Source organism: Streptomyces antarcticus (genome assembly GCF_026627255.1).
In the GTDB taxonomy this organism is placed as follows: domain Bacteria; phylum Actinomycetota; class Actinomycetes; order Streptomycetales; family Streptomycetaceae; genus Streptomyces; species Streptomyces antarcticus.
This window is the reverse complement of the sequence record NZ_JAPNLM010000003.1, coordinates 189,127-206,185: the sequence shown is the minus strand read 5'-3', so window position 1 is coordinate 206,185 and position 17,059 is coordinate 189,127. Positions and strand designations below refer to the sequence as shown.

The following is a 17,059-nucleotide window of genomic DNA, read 5'->3' as shown; positions in this document are numbered from 1 at the left end:
CAACAGTTGTGATGATCACGGTAGTTGACCGTGGTGTCGGGAATCTGAACGCCATGGGTGCTCCTGGTCGGGGGTGGGGGACCGTCATGACGCGCCTCCTGTGACCACGTACGCCGCGCCGTCGAAGTTCAGTCGTACGCCTCCGGCCGCGCCGACGGGACCGAAGGCGCGCGTCCGCCCGTCGGGCAGGGTGACCGCGATCCCGATCCCCAGGGCCCGCGCGGCGGCCTCCCACGCCGCCTCGACCGCTTCGCCGCCGCCGGGACCGCCCAGCAGCAGGCGCAGGTGCTGGAGCGGTGTCAGGCCCAGCTCCCCGACGGTCAACGAGCCCCCGAGCAGTACGGCTTGGGCGGTCTGCCCGGCACTGAGGACCAGGCCCGTACCGGCGAGGTCCGCCACCGGGACGGGTCGGTCCCGGTCCAGCAGCCGGGTCACGTCCCGCGACCCCAGCGCCGACAACAACGCCTCGTCGAAGGGGTGCCCGACCGGTCCGGCCGGTCCGTCTGGCACAACCGGCCCCACCGGCGGTCCCACCGGCCCGACCGCCTCCGGGGCGGTGGGGCCGGGCGGCTCGGCCACGCCGGTCATGAAGTCTCGGAACGCCTCGTACCGGGCGTTCTCCGCGTCCGTCGACGCCAGCGGGTTCGCCGCCGCCGGATGGACCGCATCCGGGTCGGGGCCGTACAAGCGCTCCAGCAGGGGCAGCAGTACGGGCTCGTTGGCCCGGACCCACGCGGCCCCGTTGTTCCGCGGCCGCAGCGTGTGGGGGTCGTCGCCGTGGTTCGTACCGAGATGGGCGTTGCTGAGCTGGGCGAAGAACTCCCACTCGTTCGTCGCCGCGTAGTTGTCCCCCGCTGTGCCGTCGGCGTGGCGGCGGGGGCCGTCCGGCCAGGGGGCGTCCGGCCCCCGGTCACGCAGCTGCAGGTACCTCCGGCGGATCAGGGACCGGTCGCCGTCGGTCAGTGCGGCGTGGTGCAGCAGGTGGGCCATCTCGTGGGTGGCCGACGAGTACCCCTCGGCCTGCTCCAGGTTCCGGCCGACGCCGGACCGCTCCCCCAGCAGGTTCTCCTCCGGCAGCGCCGCCACGAGCGCGTTGCCCGCCGTCGCCCCCCGCGTGGGAGCGAGGCGGTGGTCGACCGTCCCGGGCGCGGGAGCGAACGCGCTCACCGAACCCAGCGGCAGGTCCTGCGGCAGCACCATCACCGTGGCGCCCGACCCCAGCAGCCGCACCACCGTGTCCGGGTCCCGCAGCATCCGCGCCACCTGCGCGTACACCTCCGCGCGCACCGACGCGGGACGGGCGGTCCCGTCCGCCAGTACCACCAGCAGCCGCGCCGCCGTCTCGGCGAACTCGCCCGCCGTGAGGCGCGCCCGTAGCCCCGCCACGAAGTCCGCGCGGCCCGCCAGCCACCGCCGGTGCCGCTGGTCCAGCAGCGGCAGCCCGTCCAGCAACTCCCGTACGGGCAGTGGCGACAGCCGTGCCACCAGCTCGTCCGCGCCGGGCGGCGCTGCCGCCTCCGGTACGTGGACGACCGCTTCCGCGTCCTCGGCGGGGCCCGGAGCCGTGACGGAGGCCTCGGCGGGCACCGGGGCGGGGTTCAGCACGGGGGCAGGGAGGGGGACGGGCACGGGGGCCGGGGCGGGGATCGCGTCGCTGCCCCAGTAGTGCCGGTGGGCCGGCGAGTAGTGAACCTCGACGACGGGGCCGCCCGGGGGTCCGTAGCAGTCGAAGACGGTGGGCGGCCCGCCGAACTGGTCGGGCTGGGCGACATCGACGGCGAGTCCGAGGGCGTGCGCCGTCAGCACAAGGAAGGCGTCCCCGTGGTCGGAGGCCCAGCTGGTCTCCCAGTTCCCCACCGCGGTCAGCAGCCCTTGCAGTTCGGCGGCGCTCGGCGGCGCGGTGCTCATGAGGTAGACGGTCTCCAGTGCGTCGCGCAGGTCGTTGTCGGTCAGGGCGGCGGTGTTGGCGACGCCGTACCGCTGGGCGAGCGCAAGCAGGTCGGCCCGGCTGGTGGTGGGAAGGCGCAGGTGGCGGCCGAACTCGTCGGCGACGGAGGCGCGCAGCTGCAGCACGACCTGGTCCGGCAGCTGGTTCGCGTGGGCCGTCTGCCGCAGGTAGTTCGCGATGAAGGTGCGCAGGGCGGCGACGGCCGCCTGTGACGGCGGGTGCGGGGGCAGTGCGCCGGTGTACGAGAGGGCGGTGGCCTGGGCGTGCACGTCGGCGCGGACTCCCGCGGTGTCGGAGAGCCAGGCGAAGACGCCCGGGGCGGTGGCGGCCAGCCCGGGCAGCCGGTCGCGGACCAGTTGGGGCGCGCCTGCGAGGAAGGAGTACAGCAGGCACTCGCCGTTCGCGGGGGTTCGCAGCGCACTCCCCGCGGCCGGACGGCGCGAGGCGTGCCCCTGGGCCCCCACGGTGCCGCTGCCCGTGCCGGGCGGGGTCCCGAGGCCGGTGCCCGGAGGCGTCCCGAGGCCGGGTCCCTTCCCTCCCACCGTGCCCTTGGCCTGGGCCTGCGCCGGGGACTTCACCCCGGTCTTCCCCTTGGACGCCTTCGAGGACGCCGCCGTGGCCACCCTCGGCGCGGGGGTCGCCGTGGACCGGGCGGCCAGGGCCGCGCGCGGACCGCGGGCGGGGGTCGACGCCACGGAGGACCGCGGGACCTCGACCAGGCCCTCTCCCGCGGTGCGGCGGGCCGCCCGGAGGGTGTGGGCGAGGCCGGGCAGGCGCTTGGCGGCGGCGGTCTGTACGCCCGCCTCCCGGGCCTGCGCCTTGCGGGCGGTGTCGATGACCAGGTCCACCGCGTCCAGCTGGTCGCGCCGCTCGTCGTGCACCGCCGCGGCGGTGTCCCGGCGCTTGGTGACCGTGTCGAGCCCGCCGCGGCGGCTGTCCTCGTCGGTGCGCGCGGTCGCGACGCGCCCGGCCAGGCCGGGCAGGCGCTGGGCGGCGGTCCGCGCGTCGGTGCGGGCGGTCGCCAGGGCGGTTCCGAGCTGGGCCTGACGGGTACGCAGTCCCGCCTGCTGCCCGCGCAGCCGGACGATGCCCTGCCGGGCGGCCTGTTCCCGCGCCCGGACGGCTGCCACGGTGTGCGGCGGCTGCGGTGTCCGGACCTGGCGGGCCAGGTGCCGCAGCTCGGCGGCGGCGGCCCGGGCCTCGACCGACAGGGCCCGCTCCTCGCGCTCGGCGGCGGCCAGGCGCCGTTCCACGGCGCTGATGTCCCGCTCCGTCCGCCGCACCCGGCCGTCTTCGCGGACGACAGCCCTGTTGCCGTTGGCCAGCGCCGTGCGCGCCTTCGTGTGGGCCTTGACCGCGTCCCGCAGCTGCCGGCCGGCCAGGAGGTGGGCCTTCCGTTCGGTGTCCAGCGCCTTCCGCGCCCCGTCGAGGTCGTTGGCGGCGGTGGTGCGCGGGCCGCTCTGGTCGGCCTCCTGACGGCGGGCCACGGACTGCCCTCGGTGGGCGTCGCTGTGCTCGGTGATGGTGTCGGCCAGGGCGTTCCAGGCGGTGACGGTGGCCGCGTCCGTACTGGCCAGGGAGCCGTCCTCGGCGAACTCCCAGTGCTGGAGCCCGTCGTCCGTCCGCAGGACGAGCTCGACGGGGCGTGCGGCGAGGACCGCGGTGCGGGAGGCGGCGTAGAGGGCGCGCGCGAGTCGGGAGCCGTCCGGGTCGGGGCCGGGGGCGAGCCAGATCTGCGCCGCGTCCTCGTTCAGGGCCAGTCCGCGGGCGAGCACGGCGGGCAGGTTGCCGAGGGGATGCCTGGTCCAGTCGCGCAGGTCGGCGGCGGGCTGCCCGGCGAGCATGGACCGGAGGTCGTAGACCTGCGGGTCGGTACGGGCGTCGGTGACGCCGTAGCCGAGCACGTCGCGTTCGGACAGCCTCGTCTCGGCGCTGCCGCTGACGTAGCGGGTGCCGCCGGGGCCCTTGACGGTGATCAGGACGTCGACCATGGTCTCGTAGCTGCGGGTGCCGCGTCCGCCGTCGGCGGGCAGGGCGGTGCCGCCCACCTTGAACCATTCGCGCCGGCTCGCGGTGACCGCCGTACCGGGGCCCTGGGTCACGGGCTGCCGGGCGAGCACGGGGATGCCGGTGCCGAACAGGTTGGAGGGGCCCAGCGCGTCCGCGGTGTGCGCCGTGTTCAGGGTGGTGTTCGAGCCGCCGCCGGCCGTGAGGGCGGTGGACGCGGTGGTGCCGGGCAGCCGCAGTCGGTCCAGGGTGACGTCGCCGGCGTCGGTGATCCGCCGGGGGTTGCGCACCTCGATCCGCAGGTCCGGCGGGGCTCCGGCATCCTCCTCGGCCGGGTAGGAGCCGGGCATGGAGGAGGTGATCCCGGTGCCGCGGGGCAGGTCCACGTCGACGCGCCGCGCCTGGATGAGTTCCCCGATGCGTACGGCGGCGGCCTCGGCCGACTCCGACACCGCGGTCGAGCCGAGGCCCGGCGCGAGGGCCGGGGCGACGTCGGTGAGGGCCTGGGAGAGCTCCCGGTAGGCGTTGAAGTGGAACACCGGGGCCGGTCCGCTCGGTTCGAGGCGCTCCCCGTCGCCGATGCGGCGGCCGCCGCCGGCGGGGGCGGGCGCGGTCCTCGGGTCGGTGGCCGACACGCTCGGCGCCAGTGGGTCGGCGGGCACCGGGGGGTCGGCGGCCTCGCTGCCGGTGAAGCGCAGGCTGACCAGGGCGGGCACGGTGGCGGTGCGGGCGGGGCGGCCGAACAGGGTGCGCCGGGCCCACTCCATCCAGCCCGTGTTCTCGTCGGACCAGCCGATCACACCGGCTTCGACGATGCCGCCGGGGATGTTGAGCGGCCATTCGGTGACCAGTTCGGAGCGGACCGAGGCCGTGTACTCGTACTCCACCTCGAAGTCGGCCGCGTTGTCGGTGCGCATCCAGTAGCGGTCCTCGTCCGTCGAGGAGTTCTTCGCCGCGTCGGAACTGGTGGTGGTGTACGTGAAGGAGGGCCCGGTGCGGTCGGTGCGCGTGTCGTCGGCGGGGCGCGGGTAGCGGGCGCTGGGGGTGAAGGTGGTGGCGCTCTGGCGGGTCGTGGTGGTGCCGGTGGAGGTGTTCGACGGTGCGTGGGCGTGCACCTGTTCCTGGCCGGCCCCGGCGCCGGCGCGGCGGCCGCGCACGGTGCGCAGCCCGGTGGTGTCCTGCCGGGGTTTGGCCTCGAGGGACACCTCGACGAGCCGGGCGCCGCCCTTGGCGACGTGCAGGAAGTGGAAGCGCTGTGCGCGGCCGGGTCCCCGGGCGGGCAGGGCGCGCAGGGCCGTGGACGTGGTGAGGTCGGCGATCCGGGTCCGTACGCCGGACAGGTAGGCCGAGTGGCCCGGGGTGGTGGATCCGGGGGCCTCCGCCTCGACCAGCCGGGTCAGTTCGGTGCGCAGCCGGTCGCGCCGCTCGACGGGCCCGGTCGCGGGAGGGACGGGCGGGGCGGGCGTGCCCGGGGCCGCCGCGCCCGTGGCGGCCGTGCCCGTGGCGGCCGTGCCCGTGGCCGCCGTGCTCGGAGCGGGTGCGAGCTGTCGTACGGAGAGGACGCCGGCGAGCCCGAGTTCCTGCGTACGGGCGAACCGGTCCGGCAGGGGCAGGTCGGCGGCGGGGCGCGGGGTCGGCGTCAGCGAGCCGACGCTCCGGAACCACTCGGCGTCCCGGCTGAGTTGCGTGTCGCTCATCAGGAACTGGGCGCCCCGGGGTATCTCGACGGCGATGGTGACGGTCTCGGCGGTGGTGACGCCCAGGGTGTTGCCCACCAGGTTGCGGCGGCCGTGGCGCACGGTGAGGAGGATGGTCGCGCCGGCGCGGATGCGGTGCTGCGTACCGCCTTCCGTCGGGGTGCGGGTCACCCCGGTGGAGGAGGTGACGGTGCTGCTCTGGTCCGTACGGCGGGTGAGGGCATGGCGGCCCGACGGGTTGAACAGCGGGGTCGCCTCCGGCGCCGGGGCGTCGTCCTTCACCGCGCGGGCCGCCTTCCCCGTGCCGCCCTCGGCCGTGTTGGGGGCCGGAGCAGGCCGTTGCGCCGCGCTGAACGCCCCGGCGACCTGGTGGCCGGCACTGGTCGCGGTCTGGTGCGCGGTGGTGTCGGTGGCTCCGACGTCGGTCTCCAGGTACTGGGCCGCGCTGTTCGGGTTCTCCGGGTCGTGCAGGAAGCCCTGGAGCTCGATGGAGAACTCGTGGTCGGCGCCGAGGCCGGGCAGTGTCAGGCCCTCGACGACGTAGCCGCCCTTGAAGATCTGGTGGGCGCGGGCGGCCAGGTTGGCGGTGCTGAGCGCTGAGCGCAGCGCCTCCCTGAAGGGGGTGCTCTCGCCGGTGGGGGCGGCGCCGTCCAGGTTGTCGGAGAGGCCGGCGGCCTTGTTCGCCAGGTCCGACAGGAACCCGGTGGTGGCGTCCCACGCTTGGTGGAGGGCGCCCTTCCGGGGGTGCCCCGGGTACGTGCCGGTGACGATCCGGTCGAAGGCGTCGACGAGGGCGGCCGAACCCTGGAGGCTGTCCATGATCGCGTCGTCGGGGAGGCGCACGACGTTCGGTACGGGGTTCCCGGCCGCGTCGGTCATGGCCAGGCGCGTCCGGTCGGCCGGGCGGACGGCGCGCACCCGGTGGCCGGCGCGCGGCGGGCGCGCGGTGCCGGCGGGCTGGGTGCGGTGGTGCGGGACGGCGAGGGTGAGGCCTCCGGGAACGGTGTGGACGACCGGCCGTTCCTCGTCCGGAGGCCGGGGAGGGGTACCGGACGGGCCGACGGGGTCACCGGGGTCGGCGAATCGTTTCTTCGGCTGGGCGTCCTCCTCGTACAGGTCGAGCGCGAGCCGCGCGGGCACCTCGAAGACCTCGGTGTCCTGCCCGCTGCCGATGAAGAACTGGTCCTGGCTGTTCCCGGAGCCGGCCGTGAGCGTGTCGGCGCCCTGCCTGCTGTAGGTGTAGTCGCCCGAGCCGCCGAGCGTCCACGCCGGGTCGCCGGCCGGGCCGGAGGGGCCGCCGCCGAAGCCGGCCTGCCAGCCGTAGGCCTGGCTCCTGGACTCGTTGCCCGGGACGCCGAACGAGGAGATGCCCATGACCTGGATGCCCGGCAGGGTGCGCCGGTGCCGGGTCGCGGCGGCGGTGTCGCGGGTGGCGCTCAGCCGCAGCTGGACCCGGCGGGTGCCTCCCGTGCGCCGGGGCAGGTCCAGCCACAGGGGGATCCCGCCGTCGAGGAGGGCGTCGGCCGAGGCCCGCAGGCCCACTTCGGAGCGGGCCTGCTCGAAGCGGCGCAGGTTGGCGAGCTGGGCCTGCGCCCGCTCCTCGTCCTCCACGTAGGGGGCCTGGGGTCGCGTGGTCGGCGGCAGGAACCCTTCCTCCCGCAGCCACGCCTCGGCCCGCCGGAACATCGGCTCGGCGCCGGTGACGGCCAGCGGGGCGGCCGACAGGCCCAGCGCGTCGAGGTTCTCCAGGTCCTCGGGGAGCTGACGCGGCCCCTTGCCGACGGCGTGTTCCACGCCCAGCGCGTCGGCCTGGGACAGCACGCGCATCCGCAGGCCCGCGTCCCAGGGACCGGCGCGGTGCGTCGTACTGCCGCCGCGGGCGCGGACCAGGGTGACCCGGTAGGTGACCCGCGCCGGGGTGAGCAGGTGGCTGCGGTTGCTCCGGACGGCGTGCGCCAGGGTGGCGGAACCGCCGGACGAGAGGCCGGAGCTGGTCTGCCACCTGGCGCCGCCCTTGAAGGCGACGCTGCCCTGGACGCCGGAGGAGGCGTCGGGGTGGCCGCGCGCCGTGTCGGAGGTGAAGACGGGGGCGAGGCTTCCGTCACCCGCGACGCCGCTGGCGAACTTGGCGGAGCTGTCCAGCTTCACGGTCTGCGAGACGTGCGCCTCCAGGTTGATCTTTCCCTCGACCGTGCGGTGGGTGGGGGCGGGATCGGGTTCGACCACGGCGGTCAGCCGGAAGACGCCGATCGCCTTGCCCCGGCTGTCCAGCAGGATCGGTGAGTACAGGCCGCCGCCCCGCTGGAGGGGGAGGGTGCCGCGCAGCACCGGCTCGGACAGGAACGCCTCCAGTTCCTCGGCGGAGGCGTCCGACAGGTCCGACAGGTCCTCGTGGAAGGTGCGCCGGACGTCGGACAGCAGCCGGGCGGGCTGGTGGACGGTGTCGACGCCCCACACCGGGAGGTCGTCGAGTCCGGCGGGGGCCGGCATCGGTCCGGCGGGCTCCGCCGCGAGGTGCTGCGGGAACCAGACGGTGACCGGCCCGTGCGCCTGCGCGTCCCCCCAGTCCGCGTCGGCGCTCCCCGTGCCGGGGGGCTCCGGCCGGTCGGTCACGGCCTGCCACTCGGAGGCGAACTCCACCGGCTGCGACAACTCGTTGCTGCGCTGTGCGGTCATCGTCTGCACCGCGGAGGTGACGGTGGTGCTCGCGGAGAACTGGTTGTGGGTCAGGGTGAGCGCGAACGCCCCGTCCAGCCGGCTGACCGGGCCGGGCCTGTCGATGGCGAACGAGCCGGACCAGGTCACCGGGACGGTTCGGACGTTCCCCGAGTTCTGGGAGCCCGAGGACTCGGAGCTGCCCTGTCCGCGCCGCTCGACGCGGCCCTCGGGGTCCTCCACGCTGTTCGCGCCGTAACGGCCGGACCGTACGGGGTCGCGCAGACCGAGCCGCACGTCCACCATGCGCTCCCGGCCCTCGTGGGTCACGGTGAACCGGCGCCCGCTGCTGCGCAGGTAGGGCAGCTGCCGGGCCAGCTCGACGGCGTTGGCCCGCTCCCGGAGCTGTACCCGTACGGGATGGTCCTGGGGTGCGGTCAGCGGGATGCCCAGGCGGGTGAGGATCTGCCGGTGCAGGCCGTCCACGACGGCGTCGGACAGCGGCTCGACGTGCACGAGGCCGACGTTGCCGTCGTAGCCGGTGCCGTAGCCGGCGACGTACGCGGACAGCGGCGCGCTCCAGTCGCGCGGGGCCCGGCTGGAATCCCAGCGGCCGTCGTGCTCGTCCGGCGGCAGCGGGCCGGGGTCGGGCTCGGCGGGAGGGGCCGTGGGGGTACCCAGCGTGAGCGGGTGGTCGCGTACCACCGGGCCGGAGTCCAGGGCCGATTCCAGGGTCCGCAGGTCCGTCTCCGTGATCGCCCCCGTGGCGGGCAGTGCGGTGGGGTCGGCCATCACCCCGGTGGCACCGGCGGCGAGCAGCCGGCGGAACAGCGATTGCGGATCGCGCGCCCGGTCCCGCAGGCCCGTGTAGTGCAGGATCTCGTGCAGCGCCACGGCGTCGTCGCGCTCGGGCCCGCCGCCGAGCCGGATGTGCAACTGATCGCTGCGTCCCGGGTCGTCACCGCGGCTCAGCTCCACGGCCTCGGCGTGCCCGGGGGCGTGGGTCAGCACCAGCTCCACGTGCAGCTGGTCGCCCGAACCCGGCAGCCGCAGGCCGTGGTTGGCGTGGACGGCGAGCAGCGCGCGCATCCGCTCCTGGAACGCGGGCAGCTCGGCGGGGTCGAAGCCGGGCCCGAACCGGACCGGCAGGTGCAGGGCGACGTCGCGCACCCAGCGCCCGTCATCGGCCTGGATGCGGCGGATCCGGGCGCGGACCAGCGTGGTGAGGCCGTGCAGGGTGCCCGGAGCGCGCCGCTCGCCGAGGGGGTCGCTCGCCGGGTCGAACCAGTCCAGGTGCAGCGGGGCCGCCGGAGCGGACGGCCGCCGGTGGCGCCACTGCCCGGGCCGTACGGGTACCACCGCGGCCCCGCTGGCGTCCCGCGGGCCGCCACCGTCCCGCTCCGCGGGCGCGGGCGCGGCGTCCACGGCGGGGGTCCCGGACGCGTCGGCGTCCGGCGCGGGTGCGCTCGACGTGGTCGTCATCGGCGTCGGGGGTGCGGGCGGCTCGGCGGCAGGATCGCCGATGTGCTCGGCGAGCACCTCCAACGAGGTTCTGTCCAGGCCGGCTTGGGGGCGTCCCGGCGCGGCGGGCCGGGCCGGGTCCACGGGCGGGCCGTCCGCGCCACCGGTGCGGCGGGCGGTGTCGTCTCCGGGACGGAGGTCGCCGGGCAGGCCGAGTTCGAGGGCGAGGCGGGCGGCGTAGTCGGCGGGTTCCGCGTCGGTCCACCACGCGGTACGTGTCATCGGCCGGTCCCGGTCGACCGGGGTGACGACGAGTTCGTCCGGGTGCGGGGCGGTCGCCACCTGCCGGGCGGTGACCTGGAGCAGGTCACCGCCAGGCAGCCGGTGGCCCGGCGCGTTGAAGAACTCCTCGACGCCGGAGAGCACGCGCTGCCAGGCGTCCTCGGGCAGCCCGTCCGGCCCGGTCGCGATCCGGACGGTGAGGTCGGTGACCCACGCGCCGTCGTGCTCGACGCGGCGGACCTCGAACGACGACCGGGCGGGCGCGGGCGCCGCCCCGGGCCGCGCCGGATCGGCGGGGACGGGGGGCGGCGCCGCGTCGGTCCAGGTGTGCGTACGGGTGACGGGCGGTACGGCGGCCCGGGCGGCCTCCCAGGCCGGGTTGCCGGTCAGCGGCGCGGGGACGGTGTGCGGGGCCTCGGGCCCGGACGCGACCGGCGTCCGGGCCTCCTCCCGCTCCGGGGCGTCCTCGCCGGTCGCGGGGGGCGTCTCCTGCGCGGAGCCCCGGACCCGGCCGGTCGCGTCGGGGGCGTCGGCGGAGGCCGTCGGGCGGGGCACGGCGGCCTCCGGGACCGGGGCGGCCTGCGGCGGCGCGGCGGCGCCGGGCGGGCCGGCGACGGTGGACCCGGCGGCGCCCGCACCGGTGGGCTGCTCGCGCCCGGCGGTCCGTACCGGGGCCTCCTCGGCCGGGGTCTGCGCCTCCTCGGCCGGCGCCTGGGCGTCCTCCTCCCAGAAGACGGCCCGCTCCGGGGCCTCCTGGGAGCCGTCGTGTCCGGCACCGACCGCCGCCGGACGGCCGCCGGCCGCGGGGGCCGCGGTACCGGACGAGGGCGCGCCGGTACCCGCGGCGGGCCCGGACGCGCCCTGGCCGGTGTTCCCGGGGAGGGCGGCGGGCGGGTCGGGGAGAGCGCCGATCCCGCCGGGCAGGCCGGCCGGGTCCGCCAGGTCGTCGGCCCAGAACTCCCGCTGCCCGGCGGGGTCGGCGGTCCGCCCGGCCGCCGCCGGTGGGGACGGGAGCGAGGACGGGGACGACGGCGACGAGGGGGAGGACGGGGACGACGGGTCCACCAGCAGCTCGGGCGGCAGACCGAGGGGCGGTGCGGGGAACGGTGCGGGGATCGGGACCGGGGAGAGGGGCGTCAGGTCCGGGGTGCCGGGCCGCACCGGCGCGCCGGGGTCGAAGGACCGCCGGGCCGGGTCGGAGCGGGCGTCGCGGGCGGAGCCGTCGACCGCGGCGGGCACCCCGCCGGCGGCAGGCGGCACCGGCGCGACCGGGAACGGGGCGGGTGGCACCGGCAGCGGGCTGGTCACGGTGGACGGCAGGTCGCTGAACGGGACGTCGTCGCCCGCCGTCGCCGACGGCACCGCACGCGGCACGGAGGTCAGGAGCGGGGCCGGGCCCGGTGCGGGGACCGGGACCGGGGAGGTGCGCGGCGGGCCGTCGAAGTCGCCGGACCCCCGGGGGTCCGGGCCCCCTCGGAGGTCGGTGTCGTTGAGGTCGTTGAAGTCGCTCGAATCGATCAGCCACTTGTGCAGCCACAGACCGCCGCCGCCGAGGGCCCCGTCGGCGATCACCTCGAACATGGAGCTGGTACCGGAGCCGACGAACGTCTCCCACTTGAACTCCCAGACGCCTTCGAAGGCGCCCTGGACCAGGACCTCGGCTGCCGACTCGCTGACCGCGCCGACGACGAACGCCTCGGCGAGGTCGTTGAGTCCGTCGAGGAACTTCGTCGTGAACGGGTTCTTCCCGGCGAAGTCGTCGAAGGTGTCGAAGGTGTTCTTGAACCACTTGCCCGCGTGGTCGAAGGCACCGCTGAGGATGCTGGAGAACCCTCCGGCGAGGGCGCCGAAGGCCGCCCCCTTCCCCACGTCCTCCCAGTCGATCCCGTCGGGCCTGCGGTCGTTCGGGTTCAGGGCGATCTGGGCGAGCCGCACGGCGAGGACCTGCAGCGCCTCCTCGATGGCGCTGGTGAGGGTGGGCGCGAGGTGGGTCATGCGCAGCAGCCGGTCCACGATGAGCAGGACGGCCAGCCGGCTCCTGGCCCGCGCCAGCATCATCTGGGAGACGGACGTGCCGCCGGTGATGGCGGCCAGCGCGGCCAGCAGCGCCAGTTCGATGAGAAGGGCGATGATCTCGGCGATGATCTCCCACTTCGCCTGCTGGATGCTCATCGAGTGGTCGATCTGGCCCAGGGCGATCTCGTCCAGCTTCTCGACCATCGAGTCGAGGTGGTTCACTCCCCCGTCGTCGGTGAGCAGCGACAGCGCCCGGACGTACGGGTCGGCCACGTCGTCGGGAAGGGCGGTGGAGGCCTCGGAGACGGAGAGCTCGATCTCGTGCCGGAGATCACGGATGCCCCGGCCGAACCTCAGATAAAGCTCACGGCTGTTGTACGCGAGGTTCTCCCGAGCCTCCAACGGCATCTCGCCGATGAGGATCCAGAGCATCTTCCGGACGTCCTCCGGAAAGTTGATCTCCTGCACCCAGCACTCCGCTCACCCGTGGACCCACCCCCGTGGACCGGTCCGTTCCGTGGTGCCCGCCCTCAGTGGCGGCCGTCCTCAGTGGCGGCCGTCCTCAGTGGCGGCCGCCGGATCCCGGGCCGTCGAAGACCGAGTCGCGGGTCCTGCGCTGGTGCTCCGCGATCTGCTCGGTGGAGTCCGACCGGGTGCGCTCGATGTTGGTCAGGTTCGCCAGCGTGGCCTGCACGAGTCCGTCGAGGGCTTCGTACAGCACCCGGCCGGTACCGAGGCAGTACTCGTTGTTGCGCTCGTAGACCGGGCGGACCTGGAGGGCGAAGTCGTCCGTCCATCCGGGCCACGGCGTGTAGTTGCGCTCGTCCGCGGTGAAGTCGCGGCCGAGCGCCTCCGCCAGCTCGGGCAGCCGCCGCATGCGCTCGACGGCCCTCCGCAACGCCTCCGGGTTCGCCTCGTACACACCGCTCATGACCGGTCCCTTCCCCTGTGTCCGTCGTCCGTGTCCTCGAGGATCTCGTCCCGCAGCCTGTCGCCCGGGCGGCGCACCCGTCCCCCGTCGTCCTCGTCGCGCAGGGCCGAGCCGAAGATGCGGTCCCAGTCGATGTCGACGCCGCTCAGTTCCGGCACCGTGGCGCTGGAGCGGGTGAGCGGGTCGAAGAGTTCCATGACCTGCCGGGCCATCTGCGCCCGGCCGCGCCCGGCGGCCTCCATCACCGACGCGGCCAGCTGGGAGGCGTTCATCGAAAGGTGCTTGCCGTCCAGGAACTTGAGCCCGGCGAGCTCGCCCTGCGGGCCGACCGTGACCTCCACGGCGCGGTCCCGTGAGCGTACGGTCGCCGTGGCGTCGGCCAGTTGCTCCTCGGCGCGCGCCACGGCGGCCTTGACGGACTCCAGTTCCGCCATGGCCTTGGCGATGCGCTGCTCGATCGGTTCGGTCACCGGTGGTACCTCCGGTCGGCCGGGCCGGCGCCCGGGCGGGTGGACTGGCGGATGGACTGGCGGGTGGTCGTGCGGAGGGTCCGGCCGGTGCTCCGGCGGACGGTCCGGGCGGCGGTGGTCATCGGCCGATCACGGCGGGGGCGCCGCCCTCGTCCGTACCCCAGACGTCCTCTTCCTCCTGCACCCACGCGTCCCGGGTGCGGTCGCCGCTCTGCGTCTGCTGCTGGCCGGGTCCGCCGCCGCCCATCGGCGCGAACGGGGCGCCGCCGGTGGCCGTGGCCCGGGGAGAGGAAACCCGTACGTCGTTCTCGTCCTGCCCGCCCCTGGGGCTTGCGGGGCGGGGGCGTCCGCCGCGCGGACCGCCGTTCACCCGGCCGTCGTCGATGACGTTGCGCACGCGTTCGGATGTGCCCGAACCGCCGCCGGCACCGCCGCCGCCGCCCATCCCGCCCATGGGACCGCCCATTCCGCCCATCGGCGCGCCCATGGGGCCCGCGGGGCCGCCGGCTCCGGCCCCGGAGCCGGATCCCGATCCGGGCAGCGAGCCGGTGTTGAGCGGTGTGCCCACGTCGCCGAGGGCGCCGTAGGACGGCCCGGGACCGGAGGAACTGCCCGCGAACGAGGGCTCGTAGGGGGTGTGGTCGTACAGCTCCTCCTCGTACGAGCCCAGGGAGCCTTCGTAGGACGGCGGGCGGTGGCCGGAGGGGAGCGAGGAGTGGGGGCCGGAGCCTCCGGGCAGCGTTCCGTCGCCGCCCAGGTGGCCGCTGGTGACCGTACCGTCGGGGCGGGTGGTGATGCCGATGCCCGTGTCGGGGTCGATGGTGGTGGTCGTGCCGTCCGGGTACTCGGTGACGATCCGCCCGTCGGCGCCGATGTGGGACACGCTGCCGTCGGGGTGCGGAAGCCGGTCGCCGATGTTCAGCGGGCCGGTGGCGGTGGTGCCGTCGGGGCGGGTGACGGTGGCGGTGTGGAGGTCTGGGTCGATGGTGACGGTGCTGCCGTCGGGGTGGTGGGTGACGATCCGGCCGTTGTCGTCGATGGTGGTCGAGGTGCCGTCCGGCAGGGTGAGGCCGTTGTCCGAGTAGACGGGCCCGCCCGTCGGGCCGGGCATGAGCGAGGACAGGTCGCCCGGGTTCAGCTGCCCGCCCGGAAGCTCCACGGAGCCGGGCCGGTCGGGGCCGCCCGGCAGCTGTTGGCCGCGGGCTTGCTCCTGCGCCGCCCGGGCCTGTTCGACGGCGGCTTCCTGGCGGGCCTGGGCCTCCGCCTGGCGGGCCTCCACCTCTGCACGCTGCTCGGCCTCGCGCTTCTCCTGCTCGGTGAGCAGCTGCTCCTGCCGCAGCTCCTGCTCGGTCTGGAGCCTGCCCTGCTCCTCCTGCCGCTCCCGCTGGGCGGCCTCGGCCTTCGCCTGGGCCTCTTCCTGCTTGGCCTCCTGCTCGCGCTGCCGCTCCTCGGCCTTCGCCTCCGCCTCGGCCTGCTTGGCCTCCTGCTCGGCTTCCTTCTGCTCCGCCTTGGCCTCCGCCTCGGCCTGCCGCTGCTCGGCTTCGGCCTCCGCCTCCGCCTGCTTGGCCTCGGCCTCCCGCTCCTTCTCGGCGGCCTTCGCCTCGGCCTCGGCCTCCTTCTGCTCCTGCTCCTTGCGGGCGCGCTCCTGGTCGGTGCGGGACTGGTTGAACTGGCCGAGCTGGACCTGCTCCTGGCGCAGCCGGGCCTCTTCCTGCTTGCGCTGGGCCTCCTCCTGCTTGGCCTCCTGCTCCCGCTGCTTCTCCTCGGCCTTGGCCTCGGCCTCGGCCTGCTTGGCCTCCTGCTCGGTTTCCTTCTGCTCCGCCTTGGCCTCCGCCTCGGCCTGCCGCTGCTCGGCTTCGGCCTCCTTCTCGCCCGCCTTCGCCTCGGCTTCGGCCTCCTTGCGCTCCTGCTCGGCCCTGGCCTGCTCCTCCTTCGCCCCGGCCTCCTTCTCCCGGCGCTCCTGCTCGGCCTTGGCCTCCTGTTCCTTGCGCTCCTGCTCGGCCTTGGCCTCCTGTTCCTTGCGCTCCTGCTCGGCCCGGAGCGCGGCCTCCTTGGCCTCCGCTTCCTTCTCCTTGCGCTCCTGTTCCTCCTTGGCCTTGGCCTCTTTCTCGTCGGCCTCCTTCTCCCGGCGCTCCTGCTCCTTCTTGGCCTCCTCCTCGCGGCGCTTGGCCTCGGCCTCCGCCTTGGCCGCCTGTTCCTTCTGCCAGGCCATGAACTCTTCCTGCTTCTTCGCGGCGTCCGCCGCAACCTTCTCGGCGTCGTCCTCCTTCTTCTCGTTCTTGTCCTCGTTGTAGGAGCTGGTGAGGTCGGTGCTGCTGCGCGTGCGGATGGAGCCGAGGTCGAAGTTCTTGGTGCTCCAGCTGTTGTGGACCTGCCGGATCGCCTCGTTGGCGGGAACCTCCAGGCTCTCGATGACGGAGGCCTGCCAGTGCTGGATCGCCCGCTCCCCCACCTTCTTCCAGGTGTCGAGGTCGTCGAGCTGCCCGAAGTTGTCGCCCTTGCCGAACCGGGTGGCGGTCTGGTCGAAGCCGGACATGGCGTGGTACGTGGTGGTGGTTCCGTAGCGGTTGCTGCTCACCTTGTACGTGATCATCTTGATGTTGCGTTCCCACACGTGGTCCGTGACCTCCACGAGCAGGTCGTGCAGCCAGCGCAGCGGGTTGCCCTCCATGAGCTCCCAGCGGGCCCAGCTCCGTTGGAGGGTCGAGACGGCGTTGCGGAAGTCCGTCTTCGCCTGCCGCAGTTCGTCGCCCTGCCTGGAGCCGGTGGTGCCGGAGGGGCGCATGTCCTTGGCGTAGCCGTCGTACTGCTTGCCGAGCGTGTGCACCAGGTTCCAGAAGACGCCGGCGGCCTGGCCGCGCCAGGCGTCGTCCTGCTCCGTACCGAGCCGCTGCTCCCACTCCTCCACGGCGTCGCGCCGGTCGACGAAGAACTGGGCGGCCCGGTCGAAGGACGCCGCCGCCGTGTCGAAGGAGGTGAGGGTGACGGCCTGGTCGTTGGCGACGTTCTTCCCGTTCCAGTGGAAGCCGTGGGTGCCGTTGCGGTCGTTGAGCAGCGCCTCCAGGGCGCGGCCGGTCCCGTAGCTGTACTGGGTGAGCGGCTGGGTGGTCCACACGGCCGCGTCGCCCGTCAGGCCCAGGTGGTTGTCGTACTGGCTCTTGAACTCCCCGCCCTCCACGACGCCGCCGGCCGGGGGGCCGTCGCTGCCCTTGTTGCCGAGCAGGGTGATCCGGGCCTTGTACATGGAGACCCGGTCGCCGCTGGAGGGGTTGTCGCCGCCGGTGAGGTAGAAGGGGATGACGAAGTCGGTGTTCTCGATCCGCCAGCCGGCGTTCTCCACCCGCCAGTTGAAGTCGTTCGGGTCGACGTAGTCGACGGCCGACTGCTTGCTGATCTCCACCTTCATCTGGGGGATGCCCGCGTTGCCGATGAGCTCCTCGAAGAGCTTGTTCCGCAGGGGCGCGTCGTAGCCGGTGAAGAGTTTGACGGCCTGGTGCCAGGCGTCGTTGTCCGCGGTGAGCGGCTTGATGTTCTCATCACGCACGGTCGGGCTCCGGGAGGATCGGGCGGACGAAAGACGGGCACTGCGGGG

The 17,059-nt window shown here is 74.8% G+C and carries 4 protein-coding genes; all 4 read right to left on the bottom strand.

Annotated features, from left to right (window positions below):
- Nucleotides 1–84 precede the first annotated feature (84 nt).
- A complete protein-coding gene (locus OTB16_RS06865; RefSeq protein WP_267719007.1) occupies nt 85–12,534 on the bottom strand; it encodes a hypothetical protein in 12,450 nt (4,149 codons plus the stop codon).
- 94 nt (nt 12,535–12,628) lie between these two features.
- The gene (locus OTB16_RS06860; protein WP_267719006.1) at nt 12,629–12,997 is read right to left on the bottom strand and encodes a hypothetical protein; all 369 of its coding nucleotides are present in this window, start codon (nt 12,995–12,997) and stop codon (nt 12,629–12,631) included.
- Nucleotides 12,994–13,467 carry a YbaB/EbfC family nucleoid-associated protein gene (locus tag OTB16_RS06855; protein WP_267719005.1) on the bottom strand — a complete coding sequence of 158 codons (474 nt, stop codon included), beginning with the start codon at nt 13,465–13,467 and terminating at the stop codon, nt 12,994–12,996. Before OTB16_RS06855 ends, OTB16_RS06860 begins: the two co-directional genes overlap by 4 nt.
- A gap of 118 nt (nt 13,468–13,585) precedes the next feature.
- Nucleotides 13,586–17,011: an AAWKG family protein gene (locus tag OTB16_RS06850; protein WP_267719004.1), complete on the bottom strand. Its 3,426-nt coding sequence runs from the start codon at nt 17,009–17,011 to the stop codon at nt 13,586–13,588.
- Nucleotides 17,012–17,059: the final 48 nt, after the last annotated feature.